Below are 23,081 nucleotides of genomic sequence, written 5' to 3'. Positions count from 1 at the left end.
GGCGATTCGTTTCGGGTGTCTCGGGCGGCGCGTTGATGGTGCTCGCCGCGCCCACGATCCTCGCGCACGTGCCGGCGGCGCGCCGCGGCTTCGCGAGCGGCGGCATCTTCACGGGCATCGGGCTCGGCATCGCGGCCTCAGGGACGATCGTGCCGATCCTCTTGCGCCAGGGGCTCACGTCCACGTGGCTCGGCCTCGCGGCCGTTTCGCTGCTGCTCACCTTCGTGGCCTGGAACGGCTGGCCCGACCACGACGCGCCCGTACCCGCTCACGCGCCGTCGCGCTTCGAGCACTCGCCGGCCTATCCCCGTGCGGGGCTGCGCGCGCTTTACGCCGAATATGGCCTGAACGCCGTGGGGCTCGTGCCGCACATGATCTTTCTCGTCGACTTCGTCGCGCGCGGGCTTGGCCGCGGCGTCGACGCGGGCGCCCAGTTCTGGGTGCTCTACGGGCTCGGCGCGATCGTGGGGCCGCTCGTGGCAGGGCATCTCGCGGACCGCGCGGGCTTTCGCGCGGCGCTTCGGGTGGCGTATCTGGTGCAGGCCGCGGCCGTCGCGCTCCCGGCCTTGGGCTTCGGCCCGCTGGGGCTGATGGTTTCCGCCGTGCTGGTTGGAGCGTTCACGCCCGGCATCGTGCCGCTGGCGCTCGGCCGCGTGAACGAGCTGCTCGCGCACCATCCGTCCGCGGTGAAGGGCGCGTGGACCCGCGCCACCACGAGCTTCGCCGTGATGCAGGCAGTCGCGGCTTACGGTCTGTCGTTCGTGTTCTCGCAGAGCGGCGGTAACTATCTTGTCCTGTTCGTGATCGGTGCGGGAGCGCTCGTGCTCGCGCTGGTCGTCGATCTCTTCGCCGCGTTGAGGGCCAAATGAACTCCACCGTTTCTTCTTCCGCTTCCGCCTTCGGGCAGAAGCAGGCGCACAGCTATGCCGAGCGCAATGTCCAGTACTGGCGGCGCAATCTCGTCGTCTGCGTCTTCGGCTCGTTCACGACGCTCGTGAGCCTCAGCATGCTGCTGCCGTTTCTGCCGCTCTACGTACGGCAGCTCGGCGTGAGCTCGCAGGGCGCCGTGATCCAGTGGTCGGGCGTCGCGTTCGGCGCGACTTTCCTCGGCACGGCGTTCACCGCGCCGCTCTGGGGGCGGCTCGCCGACCGCTACGGCCGCAAGCCCATGCTCGTGCGCGCGGCCATCGGCATGGCCGTGGTGATGTCGCTGATCGGCGTGGCGCACAATGTGTACGAGCTCGTCGCGCTGCGTTTGATCGCCGGCCTCGTGGGTGGCTACGCGTCGGCTTCCACGGTCATGGTCGGCACCCAGGCGCCGCGCGAGCGCGCGGGCTGGGCGCTCGGCATTCTTTCCACAGGTGCGCTCGCGGGCAATCTCGTCGGGCCCCTCGTGGGCGGCGTGCTGCCCGACTGGATCGGCATTCGCGGCACGTTCTTCGCGGGCGGCGCGATGATTGCGGTGGCGGCGCTCCTCACCATCGTCGTCGTCAAGGAAGAGTTTCATCCGGCCAGCGACGCGAAGGCCCGCGGGAGCAACGCCGCAGCCGCGACGGCGCACCGTACCGACTACGCGGCCGTCGCCGCGCTGCTCGTGACCGCGATGATGGTGCTGCTCGCCAACATGTCGATCGAGCCGATCATCACGGTGTATATCGGCGGACTGGGCGTGGGCGCGGGGCACCTCGCGCGCGTGGCGGGCGTGGTCATGGCATGCTCGGCGCTCGGCAGCATGCTGACGGCGGCGCGCCTCGGCGCGCTGGCGGACAAGTTCGGCAGCTGGAGCGTGATCATCGCTTGCCTCGTGCTCACGGGGCTCGTAATGATTCCGCAAGCCTTCGTCACGCACTGGTGGCAGCTCGCCGCGCTGCGCGTGCTGATGGGCATGACGCTCGCCGGCCTGTTGCCTTCCATCGGCAAGCTGGCGCGTCATTTGGTAGACGAACGCTCGACGGGCCGCATGCTCGGCTATCTGCAGTCGGCGCAGTTCAGCGGCCAGGTGGTGGGCCCGGTGATCGGCGGTTTGATCGGCGTTCACCTCGGCTTGCACTCGGTGTTCTTCGTGACCGGCGGGCTGCTGATTGCTTGCGGCGGTCTCGCCCAGTGGGCACGCAGCCGCGCGCAGGCGTGACACGCCGGTCGTGCAAAGTGAAGTTGGAACGCATTCGGAGGTAAAGGAACATGAGTACTCAAGTTGACGATCGGGCATTGCTGCGCTCGCTTGGCATTCAGAAGCCGATCATTCAGGCGCCCATGGCGGGCGTGAGCACGCCGGCGCTGGCCGCCGCCGTGTCGAACGCAGGGGGCCTCGGCTCGCTCGGCGTCGGGGCGATGAACGCGGAGGGCGCGCGCAAGGTGATTCGCCAGACGCGCGAGCTGACCGGCAAGCCGTTCAACATCAACCTGTTCTGCCATCGCCCGGCCACGGCCGACGCCGCCGTCGAGCGCGCATGGGTCGACTGGCTCGCGCCGGTCTTCCAGCAATACGGCGCGACGCCGCCGCAGAAGCTCGCGGAAATCTACACGAGCTTCGTGGTGGACAAGCCGATGCAGGCGATGCTGCTCGAGGAGAAGCCGGCGGTGGTGAGCTTCCATTTCGGCTTGCCGCCGGACGCCGTGATCGCCGAGCTCAAGCACGCCGGCATCCGTTTGCTTGCGAGCGCAACGAACCTCGACGAAGCGGCTGCGGCTGTCGAGGCGGGTGTCGATGCGATCGTCGCGCAGGGTATCGAGGCGGGCGGCCATCGCGGCGTGTTCGACCCGAACGCCCGCGACGAGGGCCTCGGCACGTTCGCGCTCACGCGCCTCCTCGTGCAGACGTTCGATCTGCCCGTCATCGCGGCGGGCGGGATCATGGATGGCGCGGGCATCGCTGCCGCGCTCGCGCTCGGCGCGCAAGCCGCGCAGCTGGGCACGGCGTTCGTGGCTTGCCCCGAAACGTCGATCGACGAGGGCTACCGCCGCACCTTGCTCAGCGATGCGGCGCGCCACACGACGTTCACCTCGGCGATCTCGGGCCGGGTCGCACGCAGCATGGTCAACCGCTTCACCACGTTCGGCGAGCAGGCGCAGGCGCCTCGCACGCCGGATTATCCGATCGCCTACGACGCGGGCAAGGCCTTGCATGCGGCCGCGAAGGCCCAGGGCGAGTTCGGCTATGGCGCGCAATGGGCGGGCCAGGCCGCGCCGCTCGCGCGCGAGTTGCCCGCTGGCGAACTGATGGCGCAACTGGAGCGCGAAACGCGCGCGAGCATCGAACGGTTGCAATCCGTCTGGGGCTAAGCGGGGGCTTGGCGAGGCTGAGCAGGCGTTGAACGCAGGCAGGAACGGACATCGGCACGCGCGGTTGACGCGCGTGCCGATGTCCGTTTACGTCGGAAGATAGCGGGAAGGGCTCAGGCGGGCAGGATCTGCGCGATCCGCTGCTTTTGTTCGACGGACACGACTGTTCTCCTTTCGAGTGCTTTCGAGTGCTCTCGGGCGCTTTGGGGATGCTTTTGGCTGTCAATGGCGCGTCGCGTGCCTCACGCCTGATGCACACTGTAGGCGGGCGTGCGAAGGCGCTAAATGCCGGCCGCGCAATTCACGCGCTACGCCATGCCATGAAATCGGTGCCGTGGAAGCCACCGCACGCCTGGGGCTTCAAAACAAGGACTCAAAACGCGGGCAGACAGCCATGCAACGTAAATTCGACGATCTGCTGCTAGGCAGCATTGAACTGTTCTGCCAGGCGGCGGAGCTGGGCAGTTTCACGCAGGCGGCCAATGCCGCGAGCGTCACGCCCGCGGCGGTGAGCCGCTCCGTGGCGCGGCTCGAAGAGCGGCTCGGAGTGCGCCTGTTCGTGCGCACGACGCGCCAGATCCGCTTGACCGACGCGGGGCGGCGCTACTTCGAGCAATGCCGCCAGGCGTTGTCGCAACTCGTCGACGCCGAGCGCGAAGTGACGGGTGAGCAGACCACGCCGGCCGGCGTGCTGCGCATCAGCATGCCTACGCCCTATGGCCACTACCGCGTGCTCCCGCTGCTGCCGGCGTTTCGCGAGCGCTATCCGCAGGTGCAGATCGAAACGCACCTGAGCAACCGCAACATCGACTTCGCGGACGAAGGCTTCGATCTCGCGATACGCGGGCGCGCGCCGGCTGATTCGGGCCTCGTGGCGCGCAAGCTCGAAGACGCGGAAATGGTCGTGGTGGCGACACCGGCTTATCTGAAGCGCGCAGGCGTGCCGAAGACCGTGGCGGACCTGGAGGCGCACGAATGCATACAGTTCGAACTGCCGAGCAGTGGACGCAATCTCGCGTGGACGTTCGAGGGATCGTCTGAAGATGGGGACGTGCTGACGAGGGGAAGTTACCGAACATCCGGCGATGCGCTCGCCGGCGTGACGCTCGCGCGCAGCGGCGCGGGCCTCTTTCAAACCTATCGCTTCGTCGTGGAGGAAGACCTGCGCGAGGGCAAGCTCGTCGAGGTGCTGCGCGATGCGGGCGGTTGCACGCGGCCTTTCATCCTGCTCTATCCGCACGCGCGCTATTTGACGTCGCGCGTGCGGGCCTTCGTGGACTTCCTCGTCGAGCAGTTGCTGCCGCCCGCCCGCGCGAGGCGCACGCGCTGAACCGCGCGCGCTTCGTGCCTGGCTTAGTGGCCTGCGCTCTGGCCGCCGTCCACGTGCAGGATCTCGCCCGTGACGAACTGTGCCGAGTCGAGATAGAGGATCGCTTCGACGATATCGCTCATCTCGCCCATGCGACCCACCGGGTGCATTGCGTCGAGCGTGGCGTGCGTTTCGACCGGGTGCATCGGCGACTTCATGATGCCCGGCGAAACGGCGTTCGCGCGGATGCCGGCCTTCGCGTATTCGATGGCGAGCGATTTCGTCGCGGAGTTCAGGCCGCCCTTGGTGAGCGAGGCGAGCACCGAAGGCACGTTGCTGTTCGCCTGATCGGCGAGCGTGGTCGTGATGGTGACAACGTGGCCGCTGTTGTTCTTCTGCATCTGCTCGATGGCGAGCTGCGTGATGTTGAAGAAGCCGTTCAGGTTTACGTTCAGGATCGCCGTGTAGTCTTCGGGGGTGTACTTCGTGAACGGCTTGGCAATGAAGATGCCCGCGTTGTTGATGAGCGTGTCGACGCGGCCAAACTTGGCGACGGCGGCCTCGACCACGCGGCGCGCGGTGTCCGGCTCGCCGATGTCGCCGGCGACGGTCACGAGGTTGGGGTTGTCCGAAGGCTTGATCGAGCGCGACGTGGCGACGACGCGATGGCCGCGCGCGAGGAACGCCTTGACGGTTTCCGCGCCGAAGCCTTGGGATGCGCCGGTGACGATGACGACTTTCGAATTGCTCATGATTTGACTCTCTGCTGTAGGGGTTTCCGGCCGGTTTGTTGCCTGCTCGCCGGTCGAATCGACAGATCCGATAGAGCAGCACTGTAGGTGCATCTCCCGCGTTTTCGAACACCCACCATGGACAAAGAGTCTTGCTCCGCGAGAACAAATCGACGGGGCTTTTGAGCGTGCGGCGATCGTTCGGTTTCGAACAAACGCGGGTATAGTGAGCGCGCATGCTTGGTCGTCGGATGTCCGCGTGCGCAGGATCCGTGGAAAACCGGTGCCTGCGTACCACCCCGGCAGCCGCGCTGAGACCGGGCGCGGCGAAGCGCGCCACGCCTATGCTCCCAACGAGGGCCGCGATGATCTTTCGCCAGCTTTTCGACTCCGTATCGTCCACCTATACCTACCTGCTCGGCGACGCCGAAAGCGGCGAGGCGCTGTTGATCGCCCCTGTCTACGAGCAGGTGCCGCGCGACCTCGCGCTGGTGCAGGAGCTTGGCTTGCGGCTGCAGGCGACGCTCGACACCCACGTGCACGCCGACCATGTGACCGGAGCGTGGCGCATGCGCGAGCGTTGCGGCAGTGTGATCGCGCTCGCCGCAGTGGTGGGCGCCGAGGGTGTCACTCGCCCGCTGCGGCACGGCGAGCGCATTGCCTTCGGCAAGCGCTATCTGGAGGTGCGAGCCACGCCGGGACATACCAGCGGCTGCCTGACCTATGTGCTGGACGACAAGAGCATGGCCTTCACCGGTGACAGCCTGCTGATTCGCGGCTGCGGCCGCACCGATTTCCAGGGCGGCAGCGCGCAGCAGCTCTTTACGTCCGTGCGCGAACAGATCCTGACGCTGCCCGACGACTGCCTGCTCTACCCGGCGCACGACTATCGCGGCATCACGGTCACGAGCGTGGCCGAAGAGCGGCGCTTCAATCCGCGCCTTGGAGGCGACGTGGATGTTGGCGACTTCGTGGGATACATGAACAACCTGAATCTGCCGCACCCCAAGCTGATGGCCGTCGCGGTGCCCGCAAACCTGCGTTGCGGAAAGCCGGAAGGCGCAGCGCCGATCGAGGAAACGCCCGACTGGGCGCCGCTTACGCTACGCTTTAGCGGCGTATGGGAAATCGAGCCCATGGCACTGCTGGAGCATGCGGCAGCGCTGCAGATCGTCGATGTGCGCGAGGCGCCGGAATTCATCGACCATCTTGGCCACCTGCCCAATGCGAAGCTGGTCCCGCTCTCGCAGTTGATGAACCGGCTTGATGAGCTTGATCGCGAGCGGCCCGTGGTGGCGGTCTGCCGCTCCGGAGTCCGGTCGGCCCAGGCCAGCGTGTTGCTGGGCAAGGCGGGCTTCGGCAAGGTGGCCAATCTCGCCGGCGGCATGCTGCGCTGGAAGGCCGAGGGATTGCCTGTTGCGCCATGCAATCCCTGATGACGTTTGTGAGAGGAATGCCGAGGAGACGAAGATGACAGCCCACGACTTCGCCGAGTTTTCCTGGGACGAACAGGAAGACGTGAAGGCTGTGCTTGCAAGCCGGGGACTCGACCTCCACGAGTTCAAGATCACGGACAACGGCAGCGAGCCGCCGGGAGGCAAGAACGGAGCGATCCGGCAGGTATCCGTCACGCGGATCACCAACGGCAAGACGGCGGTGTACGACACCGACCACTTCGCGCCCTGGATCACGGATTTCGACGAGGCGCTGCAGGCCGGCGAATTCGACGATTGAATGCTCGACGCTCGGGAGAGACGCTCGCCGCTGGCGTACCCCTGCGCGCAGGTCAATTGATGGTGAAGGCGCATGACAGGTCACGGCCGCACCCTTCGGTGCTGGCTTGCCGCAGCGCCGCGGCTTTGCTCAGTTCGGAGGGGCCGCCGTGAGCGGTTCGAGTCCGCTCCTCGCAATCGCTGGCGCCGCCTCCGGCGACGACAGGAAACGGATCAGCGCGTCAGCGCCGGCCGCATTTCTAGCAGTGCTGGCGATGCCCCCGGAAAACACCGTGTAACTTTGCACTTCCGCGGGCAAACTGCCGACCACCGTCACCCCCTTCACCGGCAACAGTTCCACGACCTGCTGAATCCCGAGCTCCGCTGCGCCGCTCGCGACGAGCGTGGCGACCCGCTCGGCCGGAACCATGTGGCTCTTGCTTTTCACGCGCCCCTCGATGCCGAGGCGCGCAAACAATTCGTTGCCGATATAGACGCCAATTGCGCTGTCCGGATAGACGATCGACTTCGCTGCGAGCAGCGTGCGGCGCAATGCGTCGGCAGAGCTGATGTCCGGTTTCGGCTCACCCTCGCGAACCACCATGCCGATTGGCGCGCGTGCGAAGTCCACCTTGCTGCCAGGCACCACGTTGCCGGCTTTGATCTGATCGTCGAGCGCATAGCTAACCACGATCAGCACGTCGGCCCACTCGCCACGCGCAAGGCGCACGGGGATGGCATTGATGGCGGTGCCCTCCGCGGGCCCCCAGATGGTGACCAGCGTATTGCCGGTCGCGTCCTCGAATTGCGGGCCGAGTTCGCGATACGCGGGCGCAAACCAGCCCGAGATCATTACCTTGACTTCGCCTGCCAATGACGCGGTGCAGCCCAGTAACGCAAGCGTCATGCAAAGCGCGCGTGTGCTAACCCTCCACTTGTGGATAGTCACGGCTCTGCCCTATCTCAATCGGTTGACTCAGCCCGGACACGCATCGAGTCAGGATGCCAGACATGACGTTGGCCGGCTGCGCGGTATCGCGCGCGTCGTCGGCGCTACAGCCAACTTGACGCCATCGTGCGAAGGCTGGGGATTCACAGCACGGACATTCGTCAAGGCTTGCGCCTGGGCGGCGAGGGCAGCGAAGGCGCCATGCCCGAGAGTGTCTCGGCACAGATTGTGTCGATTTGCCGGGGCCATTTCGCACGGACCCGTAACGGGCCGCACATCGCGGTCCGGTTGGCGAACGTCGGCTAAGCGGGCGGCGTCAGCTCAAACGTCCCCTATTTTCAGGAGGCTTTTATTCGAGCAACGATCGCCGCCTGTCCGGCAGGACGTCACAGGGGCTAGTGTCCATGCGCTTGCCGCAATCCGGCGCCTTTTTTGAGTCGTCGACCGGGGGGGCGGACGTGGAATCCAGCCGAGACGACGAAAAGGACTCCGGCGAAAGGCCAGGCATAGGTCGCCACGGCGAAGCAAAGCCAGATTGCATCCTGTGGCGGGTACGCATGGAGCGCCCAGAAAAGGCACGCAGCTGGCAACAACAGCAGACACAGCGCCGAGCGGTGCAGAAAAGCGGCGGCCCTGGCATTCTTGAGCGTCTCAGCTTGCATGCCGGTCTCCATGGGAAATGGCACTCGCGTATAGAGTTGCACGGCGGTCGTTGCACGAATACTTGGTGAATTCCCTGGCACCCATTCGCCCGAGGTACGACTTCAACCAGGTGATGTCGGCGCCGATGATTGCATGCTCAAACCGTTCGATGTTCGGGAACTTCTGGCCCGTCTGCGAGCAGTGTTGCGGCGCAGGGCTGGTTGCGCAACATCGCGTATTGGCGATGAATCACTCGGTCTCGATCTCGAGAAGCGCACGCTACATTGCAATGGCGTTGCATCGGCTCTTTCTGCGCGCGAATTCGCACTAATGCACAGTTCTCTTGAAAGACCCGGCGCGATCGTGTCGCGCCGGCAACTCGAAGACCGCATATACGGCTGGGGACGAGAAGTCGAAAGCAATGCAGTTGATGTGCTGATCCATTCGATTCGAAAAAAGTTCGGTCAATCACTGATTCGCAATGTACGCGGGCTAGGGTTCGCTGGCCCGATGTCCAGGGTTCGTGGCACGGGTCGCCGCGCGCTTGTTGGCGATTGAATCGTTACGCGACGCGTTCGCGGGAGCTGGCAAACGGGCCATGGCAATAAACGGAGCCATGAAGAGAAGCGATGCGATGGCGAAAGTGGCGTTGAGTCGTTCGAAATACGCGTTCACGATTTTCTCGGTGGCAATAGAGCGGTGGATAACTCGCTCAAGGTTCTGAATATCTCGGTGTGGTCGAATGCCTGGCCGCCACTATTTGCGCACGTGGAGCCGGCTCAGACTGCATGGAAGGGACAAGGAATCCGAAAGCAATACATTCGACGTTCTTGTCCATTTGACCCGCAAGAAGTTCGGGCGATACGTAGTTCGCAATGTGCCTGGCTTCGACTGAACCTTGCTGCTCGGCCAGTCGCGTGAAGCATGCCACGGCGCGCGCAGGTGTCTGTCACCTTTCATATTCGCGGGACGCGCGCGATGTCATCCATCCAGACGACGCGGAGTTGGCCTCGAGGCGATGCATCCGGTATTCAAGATCGGCCAGATCGGCCGCCTCTGCCAGATTCGCCTCGTGCGCAACGTGATCGGTATCCACGAACATCGAGTCCATCATTTGAATAAGACTGCTAAACATAATGATCTCCTTTCACGGGGGGCGTGCGCGTCGTGGAACGATTTCCACGACAGCGTTCGCAGTTGGCAGCGTCAATCGTACGGATCGAAAATGAGCGATGAATTAGGTCATCGTGGGGGGCGGCTGCTAACTTTCAGCTCATTCTTCATTGCGAAAATACGTCGCTTGTTCTGCTCACGCGCATTTCGGACTTCGAGGCGGCCGGATGCGACACGGGGCGGAGCCCGCGCACACTGCGGCGCAAGTTGACCGCCGAAGGAACCTCGTTCAGCGAGCTATTGCACCTCGCCGCTTTGAAGCGCGAATGCCGAAGCCCGATGAATCGATCGCGCGCTGTCAACGTTGCAGCCGCGCAGACTGCCAGCTCGACTCGCGCGCGAACTCGACGAATGAACGGAGGTAATCGACTACGGCATCCCCTTCGCGCGTGCCGAGAAAGATCTGCTTGGCGATACCCTGCTTGCCGAGCTTGACGCTGACGATCGGCATGCGGTCGGCGTATTCCTCGGCGAGCCATCTTGGCAGCGCCGCCACGCCGCGATTGCTCGCCACCATCTGCAGCATGATGTCGGTGGTTTCGATCGTCTTGTGCCGCCGGGGCGTGATGTTCGCAGGCCTAAGGAACTGGTTGTAGATATCGAGCCGGTCCGTTTCCACCGGGTACGTGATGAGCGTTTCGTCGATGAGCTGCTCGGGCTTCACATAGCGCACATTGGCGAGGCGATGGCCTTCAGCCACCACCAGTACCTGCTCGTAGTCGAACACGGGCTCGAAGCGCAGACCGGGCCGGTTGAGCGGATCGGGCGTGACGAGCACGTCGATGTCATAGCCGAATAGCGCACCGATCCCGCCGAACTGGAAGCGCTGCTTCACGTCCACATCGACATCGGGCCAGCGCGCGAGATACGGCGACACCACCTTGAGCAACCATTGGTAGCACGGATGGCATTCCATGCCGATGCGCAGCGTACCGCGTTCGCCGGCCGCATATTGCTTCACGCGCTCTTCGGCAAGCTCGAATTGGGGGAGGAGCCGCTCCGCCATGGCGAGCAGATACTGCCCCGCCTGGGTGAGACGCAGGCTGCGCCCTTCGCGGTCCCAGATCGGCGTGCCGAGCTGCTGCTCGATCTTCTTGACCGTGTGGCTCAGCGCGGACTGCGTGAGGAAAAGTGCGCCCGCCGCTGCGGTGAGCGAGCCCTGGCGAGCGACTTCGCGGACGATGACGAGATGGACACGTTCGAGCATGGTGCGGTTTCCGGCGGTGAATCAATGAACAAAACTAATGGAGGGATGAAATAATGCCATTTTATTTCATCGAAGAATGACTCTATCATCGCTGCCACTTCGTATTGTTTCCACCTTCTTCCTTTCGGATGGCAGCGCACATGGTCACCACGCACAACCTCGGCTTTCCGCGCATCGGCGCAAAACGTGAGCTCAAGTTCGGTCTCGAACGCTACTGGAAGGGCGAGTCCTCGCGCGACGAGCTGAAGGCGCTCGGCGCCCAACTACGTGCGCGCCACTGGGAAAACCAGAAGGGCCTCGATCTCGCGCCCGCCGGCGATTTCGCGTTCTACGACCAGGTGCTCGACATGAGCTTCACGCTCGGCAACCTGCCCGAGCGCGTACAGGGCTTTCACGGCGACAAGCTCGACAACTATTTCCGCGTGGCGCGCGGCCGCTCGGCACAAGGAGCCGAAGAGCACGCAGCCTGCTGCGGCGGCGTCGCGGCGGGCGAAATGACGAAGTGGTTCGACACGAACTACCACTACATCGTCCCCGAGTTCACCGTCGACACGCAGTTCAACCTCGACACTTCGCGCCTCTCCGAACAGTTGCGCGAGGCGCGTGAGCTGGGCGTGAAAGCCAAGCCGGTCATCGTCGGCCCGCTGACCTATCTGTGGCTCGGCAAGGCCAAGGACGATTCGGACAAGCTCGCGCTGCTGCCGCGCATCATGCCCGTTTATCGCGCGTTGCTCAGCCACTTCATGGCGATGGGCGTGGAGTGGGTCCAGATCGACGAGCCGATTCTCGTCACGGAACTGGATCCGGCCTGGCGCACGGCGTTCAAGACGGCTTACGAAGGCTTCGAGGAGCGAAGCGTCAAGCTGCTGCTCGCAACTTACTTCGGCGAGCTCAAGGAGAATCTCGAGCTTGCCTGCAGCCTGCCAGTGGACGGTCTGCATATCGACGCCATCAACGCCCGCGAAGAAGTGGCGCTGGCCGTGCAGACGCTGCCCGCACAGAGCGTGCTTTCGGTGGGCGCGATCAACGGCCGTAACATCTGGAAGACGGATCTGAATGCTGCGCTCGAATGGCTCGAGCCGCTTGCGCAGCGGCTCGGCGAGCGTCTCTGGATCGCGCCGTCGTGCTCGCTGCTGCACGTGCCGGTCGATCTCGCCAGCGAAGAGAAGCTCGACCCTGAGGTCCGCTCGTGGCTCGCGTTCGCGCTGCAGAAGCTCGATGAACTGAAGGTGCTCGCCACGGCACTGAGCCATGGCCGCGACAAGGCCGCCGATGCGCTGGCCGCCAACGCCGCCGCCATCGCGGCGCGCCGCAACTCGCCGCGCGTGAACAACCCGGCCGTGAAGGCCGCCATCGCGCGCATCGACGCGAAGCTCGGCAACCGCCAGCACGCCTACGCCGAGCGCGCGCCGAAGCAGGCCGCGATCCTGAACCTGCCGGCGTTCCCGACCACGACGATCGGATCGTTCCCGCAGACCGCCGACATCCGCCAGGCGCGCAGCCAGTACAAGGCCGGCGCGCTCGACGAAGCGGGCTACCAGAGCGCGATGCGCGCCGAGATCGAGCGCAGCGTGCGCGAGCAGGAAGCGCTGGGCCTCGACGTGTTCGTGCACGGCGAAGCCGAGCGTAACGACATGGTCGAATACTTCGGCGAGCAGCTCGACGGCTATGCGTTCAGCCAGTTCGGCTGGGTGCAGTCGTATGGCTCGCGTTGCGTGAAGCCGCCTATCCTGTTCGGCGACATCAGCCGCCCGAAGGCAATGACGGTGGAGTGGATCAAGTACGCGCAGTCGCTCACGAACAAACCGATGAAGGGCATGCTCACGGGGCCGGTGACGATCCTGAACTGGTCGTTCGTGCGTGACGACCAGCCGCGCTCGGTCTCTTGCTACCAACTCGCGCTTGCGATCCGCGAGGAAGTGCTGGACCTCGAAAAGGCCGGCGTGCGTGTGATCCAGATCGATGAGGCAGCGCTGCGCGAAGGCCTGCCGCTGCGCCGCGCACAGTGGGGCGAGTATCTGCGCTGGGCCGTCGAATCGTTTCGCATCACGGCGAACGGGGTACAGGACGAAACGCAGATCCACACGCATATGTGCTATTCGGAGTTCAACGACATCATCGCTTCGATCGCCGGCATGGACGCAGACGTGATCACGATCGAGACCTCGCGCTCGGACATGGAGCTGCTCGATGCATTCGACAACTTCAGGTATCCGAATGAAATCGGGCCGGGCGTGTACGACATCCACTCGCCGAACATCCCGACGCAGGATCACATCGTCCAGCTGATGCAAAAGGCGTCCGAGCGCATTCCGGCGGAGCGTCTGTGGGTGAATCCGGACTGCGGCCTGAAGACGCGTCAGTGGGCGGAGGTGATCCCCGCGCTAACCAACATGGTTGCTGCGGCCAAGGCGCTGCGCAGCCGGGCGCACTGACGAAGGGTGGAGGGTGGTGGGCGTTCTCGGGCGGGACAGTCGGTGTGTCGCGAGGCCGGGCGTGCCCGCGCGCGGCAAGAACAGTCCCCAAGGCGCATGTCCGTCCGCCGACAAAACCGCCGCAAAAATCTTTTCGCGCCTCCACATGAGGTATGCTGGACCCCCACCGACATCACCAGACCAACGCGAAACAGGGGATCGATGACATGCGGCGTGTCGTGTTCAATCAGAAGGGCGGCGTAGGTAAATCCACGATCGTTTGTAATCTCGCTGCAATCAGCGCGAGCGAAGGCCGGCGTACGCTGGTCATCGACCTCGACGCGCAGGCGAATTCGAGCCAGTACCTGCTGGGCACCGCGTCGGTCGATGCGAAGCCCAACGTCGCGGACTTCTTCGAAACCGCGCTTACGTTCAGCTTCCGCCCGATCGACGTCACGTCGTTCATTCATTCCACGCCCTTCGGGAATCTGGACATCATGCCCGCGCATCCGGATCTCGACACGCTGCATGGCAAGCTCGAGTCGCGCTACAAGATCTACAAGCTGCGCGATGCGCTGAACGAACTCGACATGTACGATGCGGTTTATATCGACACGCCGCCCGCGCTGAACTTCTACACGCGCTCCGCGCTGATTGCGGTCGAGCGCTGCCTGATTCCGTTCGATTGCGACGATTTCTCGCGTCGCGCGCTCTACACGTTGCTCGATAACGTGAGGGAAATCCAGCAGGACCACAACGCGGATCTCGCGGTGGAAGGGATTGTCGTCAACCAGTTCCAGCCGCGTGCGAGCCTGCCGCAGAAGCTTGTCGAGGAACTCGTCGAGGAGGGCTTGCCTGTGCTGACGTCGCGGCTGTCTTCGTCGGTGAAGATTCGCGAGTCGCATCAACAGGCGAAGCCGGTCATTCACCTCGATCCGGCGCACAAGATTGCACGAGAGTTCGTCGCGCTGCATCATGAGTTGAGCGGAGGCTGACTCTTTTCGAAGCCGTCTCTTTGGCGTGCGCTACTCGCTGGCGGGAACCATTTCGCCGCGCCGGCGCTGCAATACCGGGTCACGAAATGCCCGGTAGATCACAAATGCCATCCACAGCGCCAGCACGCCGAAGCTCCACCAGCGCAGAAAGCTTCCCCATCCCCAAATGAGCGTGCCGAACGCCGAAAGCGTCAGGCCGCGCCTGGCGTCGAGGACGTCGCCCAGAACTTTACCGGGCTTGAACCTGCTGTTCTCGTTCGAGTGGGCGACAACGAGATCCGTCACGCTGTGCTCCAGATAGCGACGCGATGCCAACAGAAGGCCGGCGATTGTGATTAGCGATCCGGAACGTTCAAACAGATACCAACTTGACGAGCTCTGCGAGAGACAGGCGCATATGATCGACGGAACAACGGCCAGCACGATCAATGCGAGGCTGCGGACAATGAAGCCCCATGGCGTTCGCAAGGCCTCCTGGTGAATCTCGCGCGCGGCGCGGGTATCGGGCTGTTCATTCAAGATACACTCTCTTTGGTCCATTCATAATTGTCACTCGCCAGCGCGCCATCACATCCATGGCGCACCCGGCGCAGCGGTGAAAGCCGGCCGGGTCTTCACGCGGGTACGACGCCGGGCGCATTGCCGCCCATGCACACGAGGATCGAAAGTCGCCAAGGGTGGCCGCTTGCACTTGCCGGCCACGCCGTTCAAGCGGCGATTTTGCGTTGTGCTCCAGGCGGCGATACGAGCACGTCGTGGTCGGAATGCGGCTCCGAGCCGGGCAGGCGATGCACGTCGTGCGTCACGAAGCCCTGTTCGCGGCTTGGCACGTTGAACCACTCGCGGTGGGCAAGCGAATTGCGGATGTCTTCGAGACCGCTTTCCCAGTGCTCCCGCATCGTATCGATGCTGAATTCGTAGTCCTTATAGTGCCCTTCATACGGCTTGTTCTTGTAGATGAGGTGTACCACGTTGATTGCGCTGCCGTTGCCCACCTCCTCGGCGAGGCGGAAGAGCGCGTCGTCCTTGCGCAGATCGGCGGGAATACGCTCGAGCAGTGCCTTGACGAGACGGGCATGCTTGCGACGATCCGCCAGCATGCTGGTAATCGCCCGAGTGCGGCTCGAGAACTGGATGTCTTTGGCGCGAGCGGACACGTCGAAGAAGTCTCCCGGCGCATTGCCTTGCGCGCTCCATAGATCGACCTGAAACACCAGCGCGTCCTTGCGATCCGAGTCGCGCACCACCTCGGTCAACGGTGTGTTCGACACCAGGCCGCCGTCCCAGTAGTATTCGCCGTCGATCTCAATTGCGGGAAAACCCGGCGGCAACGCTCCCGACGCCATGAAATGCTCCGGCTTCAGCCGCATTTTCGTGTTGTCGAAGTACACCAGGTTGCCGGTCCGCACGTTCACCGCGCCTACGGAAACACGGATGTCGCCATCGTTGATCCGATCGAAATCGGCAAACTTCAACAGCGTTTCCTTCAGCGCGGCCGTATCGTAGTAGCTGACCGCGTTGGGGTTCTGTTTGCCAAAACCCGCTAACGGCAGCGGTATGCGCGGCGAAAAGAACCCCGGCTGGCCCTCTGTCAAGGCGCGCCCGGCCGCCCACCAACTGGCCCACTTGCGCGAGAGATCGCGCATTCCGAACGCCGGCGGCATCCATGTCCCGAGACCAGCAACCCAATCACGCGGCTGGCAGATCCGGTTCCAGAAGCCGCGCAACGCTTCCACGCGGTTCTCCGGCGCATTGCCTGCGATGATCGCGGTGTTGAGCGCGCCGATCGAGACCCCGGAAATCGAGTGCGGTTGTACGCCAGCCTCGGCCAGGCCCTCGTAGACGCCGGCCTGGTAGGAGCCGAGCGCGCCACCGCCCTGAAGCACCAGAGCGACTTCGTCGTAGTGCGGCAGCACGAGCGCATCACGCTGCCATCCATATTGTTTAGTGATGCTATGCATATCTATTCCTAATTGCATTGCGCATCCGTGGCTGACGATGACGGCCTCAGCGCCTGGATTCGCGAGCGTGCGGCGCACTGCTCGCGAATTCCGCTTGCCACGCCGGTCACAATTGCGACGTTGCCGTTCAAAGCCCTGTCGCTTCCTTCTTGCAGGCTCACGCGGTCCTGTCGATTGACCGCGAGCTTCATAGCCTAAGCTTGCGCCAGATAGTCATACGCAACCTCGCCGATATCCAGTGTGAGGTTGGCGACCAGGTGCCGCGCGCCCACCACCCGCTTCACCGGAAGATCGGCAACGGGCGCCAGTGCGTGCGGATGCAATTCGAGCGCAGCCGGACCCGTCCACGCCCCGAGTACGTCCACGTCGCGCAAATAGAAGCGCACGAGCTCGCATACGCGCACCGAACCGTCGACGTGCGGGATGACTTTCAGCAAATAGTTCGGCGTCTGCGCAAGCTTGTTGCGTTCGGCCTCGATATCGAGCAGCACATGCTTGTAGCCCATCGTGCCGGTTGCCACGCGCTGTGTGCCGTAATCGAGCGTGCCGAGCAACGTGTCGTTACCGTCGACGCCTAAGGTCGGTCTCGCGAGCTTCTTCGGAAAGCCCCAGAGTTCGCGGCCACCGGCGATCGGGCCTTCGTCGTCGAGGTACATCGAGTGTGTGTAGTTGCCAAGGCGTCCTTGCGGGTCACGCACCGTGATGACCTGACCGGTTTCGGTGTAGTCGCCGAAACCCGAGGAATCTGGCATGCGAATGAATTCGTAGTGCACAAGATTGTTTTCGGGGCGCAACGGCTCGGGCACGATGGCTTGCAACGCTTCGAAATCGGTCTCGTAGGAGATGATGAAGTATTCCCGATTGATAAAGCGGTACGGCGGCCGGGGGTAGGCGGGATTGTGAACCGGCATCGCAAAGGCACCTTTGCGAATAGAGTCAAGGTCCATACGGGTCATGAGGCACCTCGTCGAGGTTGAGTTGCACGGGCGCTATTGGCGCACTTCACGCGGCAAACGCTCGTTGGCCGAGGCGCGCTAATCCGGGTTCGCGCTTTGCCTGCGCAAGGAAGTCGGGCGGGCAGCGGGCGGCGGATATGCGGCTCCGGAAGGTACTTCGCCGGCACGGCACTCGCGGTCTTCGAGCGTCTGCACGTAGTCCCTGTCGTGCTGGGATTTGGTGCGTGGTCAACGCCATTCATTAGGACAAGCAACTGCGTGTCGCGGTGCTTGCCGACGGCCGGCGCATCACTGCGCGACCCGATGACATTGCCGGCGGCGCAGCGTTTCGCCATGCTGCCGTGGAAGGCATCGAGTGCTGCGGCGCCTGTTACTGCGATGCCTGGTTCGTGGCGAGGCGATGGATTCTCAACAGATGCGGGCGAGCCGCACGCGAGCCAGTTGCCGAAGAACCCGCTACCGCGCCGCCATAGGCGCCCGATGCAGTCTCGTTACGCGCCACGCGTGCTTCGGCCTGCTCGACCTGGACCGGGTAGGAAGCCTCGTCGCCGTCTCCCGGGCGATATCCGGCCTGCTCGACTTGCACGAGGTCAGCGCGAACCTGGGCGCGTGTGACGGGGGCGTTCGGCTGAGCGAACGTGAGGGCGGGAGCGGCGAGCGCCGCGGCGATGGCGATTGCTTGAACTAATGCTTTGACTTTCATGATGCACCTTGATTGCTGTAGCTCTCCACAAACGGTTGTTTGCAGCAGGTGAAGTCATGGTAGTCACGGATGGACATCGCGTGAACACATGTGTAGTCACAACATTTGTGTCCGTGGAGAATAAGTCGCGATCGAGTGTGGCCGCCTGAAGCTTTGCAGCAAAAGCGGCCGCGAGCGCCCATCGGCAGCGTGGGTTCGGCTCGTCAAGCGGGCATCTTGCGGAAGGCAATCGCGAAGCGATTCCAGCTGTTGATCGCCGAAACGAGCAACGTCAAGTCGACGATTTCCTCGTCGCTGAAGTGCGGCTTGACGGCTTCCCAAACCCCATTGGGCACGTGGCTTTGCGCGACGAGCGTGACGGCTTCCGTCCATTCCAGCGCGGCGCGCTCGCGCTCAGTGAAGAACGGCGTTTCGCGCCATGTGACCACGGCCGCCAGTCGGCGTTCGGTCTCGCCGTGTTTGCGTGCGTCGGTCGCGTGCATGTCCACGCAGAAGGCGCACCCGTTGATCTGCGACGCGCGCAGCCGCACGAGTTCCGCAAGGGACTTTTCGAGCGACGACTTGCCGATCTGTTCTTCGAGCGCGAGCAGGGCTGACATCGCATTTGGGTTGGCTTTGAAGAAGTCGAGACGTTGTTCCATATTGCTTTCACAGAGGGTCTAAAGGAGAGTGCGGCTGCCGCACTCGAACGAGTTGCACAAGCGGCACTCCATACAACGGTTGCAGTGCTTTGTCGTGCGATTCGCTGGGGCCAGCAGTTCCTCGCGCACCGCGCGAGATCGGTGTCGAATTACGAGGAGAGCGCTGGCTGCTGATTCGGAAAGGCGATCGAAGCGCGGATACGACCACGCCTGTGCGCTTCAGTGTTGCGGCGGCTTTACGTCGAACGCGATCCGGCCCGCGGGCAGAAAGGTGAGCGAGACGACAGCACCGCCCTTGACTTCCGGGAAGTGGTGGCTGCCCGGCTCGGGCGCCGTCCAGCCGCCATGGCACCAGCCGTTCGGGCCCGCGAGCGCCGCGCCGTCGTTGAGCGGTACCACCAGATTGATCTCGCCATACGGGTGCAAATGGTAGGGGGCGCGGAAGCTGCCTTCTGGATTGTTCTGAGCGTTGTCCGTGCTGTCGAGCAGCACCGACGTTGCGCTGAAGAAGAACGTCTGCGCGCTGGGCGTCACAACCAGTGAGCGGCGGTAACGCGGACCGGCGACCTCGGTCGCGGCCACCCAGCCCTCATTCACGCCGAGGGTGAGCAGGCGCGCCAGGTCCTGGTACAACTCGCTTTCAATGCCGTATTTCGTGTTCAGCCATTGCTCGACTGCCGTGCCCGTGGTCATGTCCTTGACCTCTTGCAGAAAGGGGATGAAACGGGCGACGAGTTCGTCGAGGTGAGTGGCAAATGGGGTCTGGGACATTTCGGATATACCTCCAGTGAGCACCGACGAAACCTCACGGTGTGACACGCAAGACGTCGCGGCGGGCCGGGGCGGTGGATCGACGGTAGATCGCAACGATGGGCGGAGCGCAGCGCAGCGGCAATGGCTTCGAGGGGGTATTCTTGCTCACGGCGTTCGCGCAATCCATAATCAATCGACCGAATTTCCTATTGCATCGTACAAATTCCCCATGGATCCGCTTTCCGACGTGTTTTCCCTGCTAAGGGTCAAAAGCGTGCTTTCGGCACGCTTTGAGGCTTCCGGGCCCTGGGCCCTTCGATTTGCGGCCTATCGTCATGTCAAGTTCGTCGGGGTCGTAAAAGGCGAGCGATGGGTATGGATTGAAGGCGTCACGGAGCCCACGAAAATGAAGGAGGGAGACTTCTGCCTCCTCACGGACGGATCGCCCTACTGCTTCGCGAGCGATCCTGGCGTGGCACGGCAAGACGGCGAGCAGGTGTTTGCCAGTCATCTGGGCGCGGATGGAATCGTTCGTTATGGACGAGGAGAAGCGTGCGCGATTAGTGTCGGAGGGATTTTTCAGTTCGACGGCGACATGAGTGCCTTGCTGCTCAATTTGCTGCCCCCGCTCGTTCTCGTTTGCGCCGATTCGCCGGATGCCAGATCGTTGAGCGCAGCCCTCGAAATGATCAGGGCAGAGACGGAGTCAGTTCGGCCTGGCGCGGCAGCGATGAGGGGCAGCCTTGCGAACATCGTGCTCGTGAACATCCTGCGGGCTCATCTTGCCGCGAACCCGAGATCGGCGGGCTGGCTCGGCGCGTTGGCGGATCCGAGGATCGGCTCCGCGCTGAGGATGGTGCATGAAGCCATAGCCCGTCGCTGGAAGGTGGAGGAACTGGCTTCGAAGGTCGGCATGTCGCGCACCGCATTCATTGATCGCTTCAAAGATCTCGTGGGGCTGCCCCCACTGGAATATCTGATTCGATGGCGCATGACGATTGCCAGGGACGCCTTGAGAACGGGCCACGACAACCTGTCGAGTATCGCCGCCGCAGTAGGCTACGCGTCCGAAACCACTTTTAGTTCGACCTTCAAAAGGATGTTTGGTCAGAGCCCCAGCCGGTATCGCTCGGAAGCGCGAACGAAGGTTTGAATACCACCGGCAGCGTTTGCGTGCCGCGAGGCAACACGCTGCTGCATGGGCCACGAAGGCGGGGCATGGTCAACGAAATCACCAGGGCGGGAAGCCCCGGGTTTATTCTGTGACGTACGCAAAAGATTGACCCGAATACGCTAACCGTAATGGGGAGGCAGACCATGCAGGAGCAAGCAATACGTGAAGCCCTTAACGCGCACTGGCAAGCGTCCGCGGCCGGCGATCTCGACGCGGAACACGATATCTACGACGACGACGCTATCTGTGACTACCCGCAATCGGGTGAGCGAATCCTTGGGCGAGTGAACCTGCAGGCGCTGCGCAGTCACCATCCAGAGAAGCCATCGGGTTTCAATGTCAGGCGAATGCAAGGGGAAGGCAACCTCTGGGTCACGGAGTACACCATCGCCTATCAGGGAGGAATGGCTTACACGGTCAGCATCATGGAATTCCGCAACGGCAAGGTCGTTCATGAGACTCAGTATTTTTCGAATCCTTTCGATGCGCCAGACTGGCGGAGCCGATGGGTTCAGAAGATTACTTGACGTCGCGTTGCGGTGGTTCAACCACGCGAGCGCCTGAGTTCGCCGTGTGGCCCACGGCCCGAACGCTCTCGTGACGCGCTATGGAAGGCTTTCCCGGCCCCGTGCCGTGCCATGGGCCGAATGCCAACGGACACGGCAGGACGAGGCGCACAATGCCGCGCAACGCTATGCGCTGGTTGTTCCTGACCTCAAGTGCCGTGCTTGAGCGGTGCGGATCGGGGACCACAGCGAAGCTGCCGATATAATTGCTGCGCCACTCAACGAGGACATAGCATGAAATCTCTTATTGCCTTATTCGCCACCGCCGCGATTGCATCGACCGCGTTCGCCGCGAACACCATCGAGAAGTTGCCATCGGGCGTCGTAGTCGAGCACATCAAGCAAGGCACCGGTCCGCAACCTACAGCCAACGACGTGGTGCGCGTCAACTATCGCGGCACGCTCGCGGACGGCACCGAGTTCGACAGCTCGGCCAAGCATGGCGGCCCGGCGGCGTTTCCGCTTGGTCAAGTGATTCCGTGCTGGACGCAAGGCCTGCAGAAGATGAAGGTGGGCGGCAAGGCAAAGCTGACCTGCCCGGCGGCGACGGCTTATGGTGATCGCGCCGTCGGCCCGATCCCGCCGAACAGCAACCTCACGTTCGAAGTCGAACTGATCGGCATTGGCCAGTAATCGAAATCTGGAAGTGCCCGGCCACCGTCGCACGGCATGTGGCTCAGGCCGCAGGGGCGCGAACTGGCGCCTTTGACGCCGGGTTCGGCCGGGCGAAGCACGTAAGCAGGATCAATCCGATCATGCGTGCTTCATGCGTCCTGCGTGCGGCATGTGGCGCGACGGAAGCGGCGGTGCCGCTTCCGTGACGGCGAAGTACGAAGACCGCTACGGTCATCTATCGATCGAGCCAGACAGCCTAGCGATAGTTCACGAAGTTGATGATGTCATTGAGGAACCACGGCAGAATCAACTGCGTATCGGGATCGCTGACACCAACGGTGAGCCTCGGTGGCTTTGACGCGGGGTAATTGCGCCGCGCGCCTTCCGGAGAGTGAAGAATGTAGGTCTGCGTATCATCTGGATTCGGTCTTGCGGCCTGATTGTTCGCGGGCGGTGGGGAGGCGCAGCCGGCGGTGAGCACGACGAGGGCAACTACGAAGCAAAATGGCTTCATGATGGTGAACTCCATCCTCGCTACTTTGACGATATGGCCGATGCCAATTGCGTCATGGTACAAGGCTCGGCCGCGCCGGGCGCAGGAAACGCAGTGCGACGCCTCGCCAACAGTCGGCGAACGATGTTGGCTGGCTCGCAGATCAAAGCCGCCACTTTACCAGCATGGGAGCGAGTCCCGCTGCGAGGCAGCGCGAACGTGCCACAGCACGATGCAAGCGTCATTCTGGCCCACCGACATTCCGATGCGGCGTGGATCTGACCGCACCCGCGACAATTCCGATTGGTCAATTGAGCCGATGACCAGAATTGACTGCCTGCTTTGCCTTGAATCAGGACATCGGTACGTGCCAATCTCTCCTTTGATTCGCGGCTGAGATTGTGAATTTATATTTCACACTTCTGCTTCGACGCGGTGCTTACCGCTGATAAAAAATGATTAAAAACTCCTGATCGCCATCGGTAGTCTGGCTGTGCTTGGATATTTCAGCTTGTCAGGCTATGCGTGTTATCACGACACAAATTATGCGAAACGATCGATGACACTCGCATCGTATCCGGTCGAAAACGGCCGGATACGCACATTGCTGGACGAAAAGGCCTGCTATTACTGTCATTCCCGGCATACGGTGCTGCCTGGTTATGCGCGCTTGCCAGGCATAGATGCTATGTGGGAGGGCCGCGGAAGTAAGCCCGACTGGAGTAAAACGGAGCTTGCACACTCGTTTTCTCCGAAGCGGTCCAATCCCGTGCCGGGTCCGGCGTTCGCAGAGAAACAGGAATGA

General features: G+C 63.1%; 23 protein-coding genes and 1 pseudogene. 13 read left to right on the top strand and 11 right to left on the bottom strand.

The features are described from left to right. The 4 genes from VMJ11_RS30605 to VMJ11_RS30590 form a co-directional block, all read left to right on the top strand. The coding region (locus tag VMJ11_RS30605) for a YbfB/YjiJ family MFS transporter (protein WP_325624610.1) at positions 1-869 on the top strand (869 nt) is incomplete at its 5' end. Beyond that, positions 866-2,131 carry an MFS transporter gene (locus VMJ11_RS30600; RefSeq protein ID WP_325624608.1) on the top strand — a complete coding sequence of 422 codons (1,266 nt, stop codon included), beginning with the start codon at positions 866-868 and terminating at the stop codon, positions 2,129-2,131. The genes VMJ11_RS30605 and VMJ11_RS30600, both read left to right, overlap by 4 nt. 50 nt (positions 2,132-2,181) lie before the next feature. After that, on the top strand, positions 2,182-3,282 hold the full coding sequence (locus VMJ11_RS30595) for a nitronate monooxygenase (RefSeq protein ID WP_325624607.1): 1,101 nt from the start codon (positions 2,182-2,184) through the stop codon (positions 3,280-3,282). Between the two features lie 394 nt (positions 3,283-3,676). Next, a complete protein-coding gene (locus VMJ11_RS30590) occupies positions 3,677-4,612 on the top strand; it encodes a LysR family transcriptional regulator (protein ID WP_325624605.1) in 936 nt (311 codons plus the stop codon). A 23-nt stretch (positions 4,613-4,635) separates the two neighbouring features. Here the strand turns inward: VMJ11_RS30590 and VMJ11_RS30585 are convergent, their stop codons facing one another. After that, positions 4,636-5,343, bottom strand: a complete 708-nt coding sequence (locus tag VMJ11_RS30585) for an SDR family oxidoreductase (protein WP_325624603.1) — start codon at positions 5,341-5,343, stop codon at positions 4,636-4,638. Between the two features lie 344 nt (positions 5,344-5,687). Between VMJ11_RS30585 and VMJ11_RS30580 the strand changes: the two genes are divergently transcribed. Both VMJ11_RS30580 and VMJ11_RS30575 read left to right on the top strand, forming a co-directional pair. Next, on the top strand, positions 5,688-6,758 hold the full coding sequence (locus VMJ11_RS30580) for a rhodanese-like domain-containing protein (protein ID WP_325624602.1): 1,071 nt from the start codon (positions 5,688-5,690) through the stop codon (positions 6,756-6,758). Between the two features lie 34 nt (positions 6,759-6,792). Beyond that, positions 6,793-7,056 carry a hypothetical protein gene (locus tag VMJ11_RS30575; RefSeq protein WP_325624600.1) on the top strand — a complete coding sequence of 88 codons (264 nt, stop codon included), beginning with the start codon at positions 6,793-6,795 and terminating at the stop codon, positions 7,054-7,056. Positions 7,057-7,185: 129 nt separating this feature from the next. On the opposite strand, the gene VMJ11_RS30570 is transcribed toward VMJ11_RS30575, so the two are convergent. Beyond that, complete coding sequence (locus VMJ11_RS30570) at positions 7,186-7,941, bottom strand: substrate-binding domain-containing protein (RefSeq protein WP_325624598.1); 756 nt, start codon at positions 7,939-7,941, stop codon at positions 7,186-7,188. Between the two features lie 807 nt (positions 7,942-8,748). Between VMJ11_RS30570 and VMJ11_RS30565 the strand changes: the two are divergent. After that, positions 8,749-9,183, top strand: a pseudogene (locus VMJ11_RS30565) (winged helix-turn-helix domain-containing protein); the annotation flags it as partial. 391 nt (positions 9,184-9,574) lie between these two features. On the opposite strand, the gene VMJ11_RS30560 reads toward VMJ11_RS30565, so the two are convergent. After that, complete coding sequence (locus VMJ11_RS30560) at positions 9,575-9,760, bottom strand: DUF3563 family protein (RefSeq protein WP_325624596.1); 186 nt, start codon at positions 9,758-9,760, stop codon at positions 9,575-9,577. Between the two features lie 336 nt (positions 9,761-10,096). After that, the gene (locus VMJ11_RS30555) at positions 10,097-11,005 is read right to left on the bottom strand and encodes a LysR family transcriptional regulator (protein WP_325624594.1); all 909 of its coding nucleotides are present in this window, start codon (positions 11,003-11,005) and stop codon (positions 10,097-10,099) included. A 140-nt stretch (positions 11,006-11,145) separates the two neighbouring features. Here VMJ11_RS30555 and metE point away from each other — a divergent pair, with 140 nt between their 5' ends. Both metE and VMJ11_RS30545 read left to right on the top strand, forming a co-directional pair. Next, positions 11,146-13,440, top strand: a complete 2,295-nt coding sequence (metE, locus tag VMJ11_RS30550) for a 5-methyltetrahydropteroyltriglutamate--homocysteine S-methyltransferase (RefSeq protein ID WP_325624593.1) — start codon at positions 11,146-11,148, stop codon at positions 13,438-13,440. 206 nt (positions 13,441-13,646) lie between these two features. Further along, the gene (locus VMJ11_RS30545) at positions 13,647-14,414 is read left to right on the top strand and encodes a ParA family protein (RefSeq protein WP_325624614.1); all 768 of its coding nucleotides are present in this window, start codon (positions 13,647-13,649) and stop codon (positions 14,412-14,414) included. Positions 14,415-14,444: 30 nt separating this feature from the next. On the opposite strand, the gene VMJ11_RS30540 is transcribed toward VMJ11_RS30545, so the two are convergent. The 6 genes from VMJ11_RS30540 to VMJ11_RS30515 form a co-directional block, all read right to left on the bottom strand. Then, on the bottom strand, positions 14,445-14,933 hold the full coding sequence (locus tag VMJ11_RS30540; RefSeq protein ID WP_325624592.1) for a hypothetical protein: 489 nt from the start codon (positions 14,931-14,933) through the stop codon (positions 14,445-14,447). Between the two features lie 188 nt (positions 14,934-15,121). Beyond that, entirely contained in the window at positions 15,122-16,375 is a 1,254-nt protein-coding gene (locus VMJ11_RS30535; RefSeq protein WP_325624612.1) for a patatin-like phospholipase family protein, read from the bottom strand. 194 nt (positions 16,376-16,569) lie between these two features. Further along, positions 16,570-17,322 carry an acetoacetate decarboxylase gene (locus tag VMJ11_RS30530; RefSeq protein ID WP_325624611.1) on the bottom strand — a complete coding sequence of 251 codons (753 nt, stop codon included), beginning with the start codon at positions 17,320-17,322 and terminating at the stop codon, positions 16,570-16,572. 379 nt (positions 17,323-17,701) lie between these two features. Continuing rightward, a complete protein-coding gene (locus VMJ11_RS30525; protein WP_325624591.1) occupies positions 17,702-18,034 on the bottom strand; it encodes a DUF4148 domain-containing protein in 333 nt (110 codons plus the stop codon). Positions 18,035-18,237: 203 nt separating this feature from the next. After that, entirely contained in the window at positions 18,238-18,675 is a 438-nt protein-coding gene (locus VMJ11_RS30520; RefSeq protein WP_325624589.1) for a carboxymuconolactone decarboxylase family protein, read from the bottom strand. A gap of 219 nt (positions 18,676-18,894) precedes the next feature. Then, positions 18,895-19,446, bottom strand: coding sequence for a DUF4863 family protein (locus VMJ11_RS30515; protein WP_325624588.1), 552 nt, complete (start codon positions 19,444-19,446; stop codon positions 18,895-18,897). A 211-nt stretch (positions 19,447-19,657) separates the two neighbouring features. On the opposite strand from VMJ11_RS30515, the gene VMJ11_RS30510 reads away from it, so the two are divergent. The 3 genes from VMJ11_RS30510 (at position 19,658) to VMJ11_RS30500 (ending at position 21,801) form a co-directional block, all read left to right on the top strand. After that, positions 19,658-20,581: an AraC family transcriptional regulator gene (locus VMJ11_RS30510; RefSeq protein ID WP_325624587.1), complete on the top strand. Its 924-nt coding sequence runs from the start codon at positions 19,658-19,660 to the stop codon at positions 20,579-20,581. 164 nt (positions 20,582-20,745) lie between these two features. Next, the gene (locus tag VMJ11_RS30505; RefSeq protein ID WP_325624585.1) at positions 20,746-21,129 is read left to right on the top strand and encodes a nuclear transport factor 2 family protein; all 384 of its coding nucleotides are present in this window, start codon (positions 20,746-20,748) and stop codon (positions 21,127-21,129) included. Between the two features lie 273 nt (positions 21,130-21,402). Next, complete coding sequence (locus tag VMJ11_RS30500) at positions 21,403-21,801, top strand: FKBP-type peptidyl-prolyl cis-trans isomerase (protein ID WP_325624584.1); 399 nt, start codon at positions 21,403-21,405, stop codon at positions 21,799-21,801. Between the two features lie 238 nt (positions 21,802-22,039). Here VMJ11_RS30500 and VMJ11_RS30495 read toward each other — a convergent pair whose 3' ends face one another. Continuing rightward, entirely contained in the window at positions 22,040-22,312 is a 273-nt protein-coding gene (locus VMJ11_RS30495; protein ID WP_325624583.1) for a hypothetical protein, read from the bottom strand. Positions 22,313-22,769: 457 nt separating this feature from the next. Here VMJ11_RS30495 and VMJ11_RS34565 point away from each other — a divergent pair, with 457 nt between their 5' ends. Beyond that, entirely contained in the window at positions 22,770-23,081 is a 312-nt protein-coding gene (locus tag VMJ11_RS34565) for a heme-binding domain-containing protein (RefSeq protein ID WP_414694518.1), read from the top strand.

It is taken from the genome of Paraburkholderia sp., from assembly GCF_035501035.1.
GTDB lineage: Bacteria > Pseudomonadota > Gammaproteobacteria > Burkholderiales > Burkholderiaceae > Paraburkholderia.
Note: the sequence above shows the minus strand (reverse complement) of the source record. Positions and strands in the feature narration are given on the sequence as shown.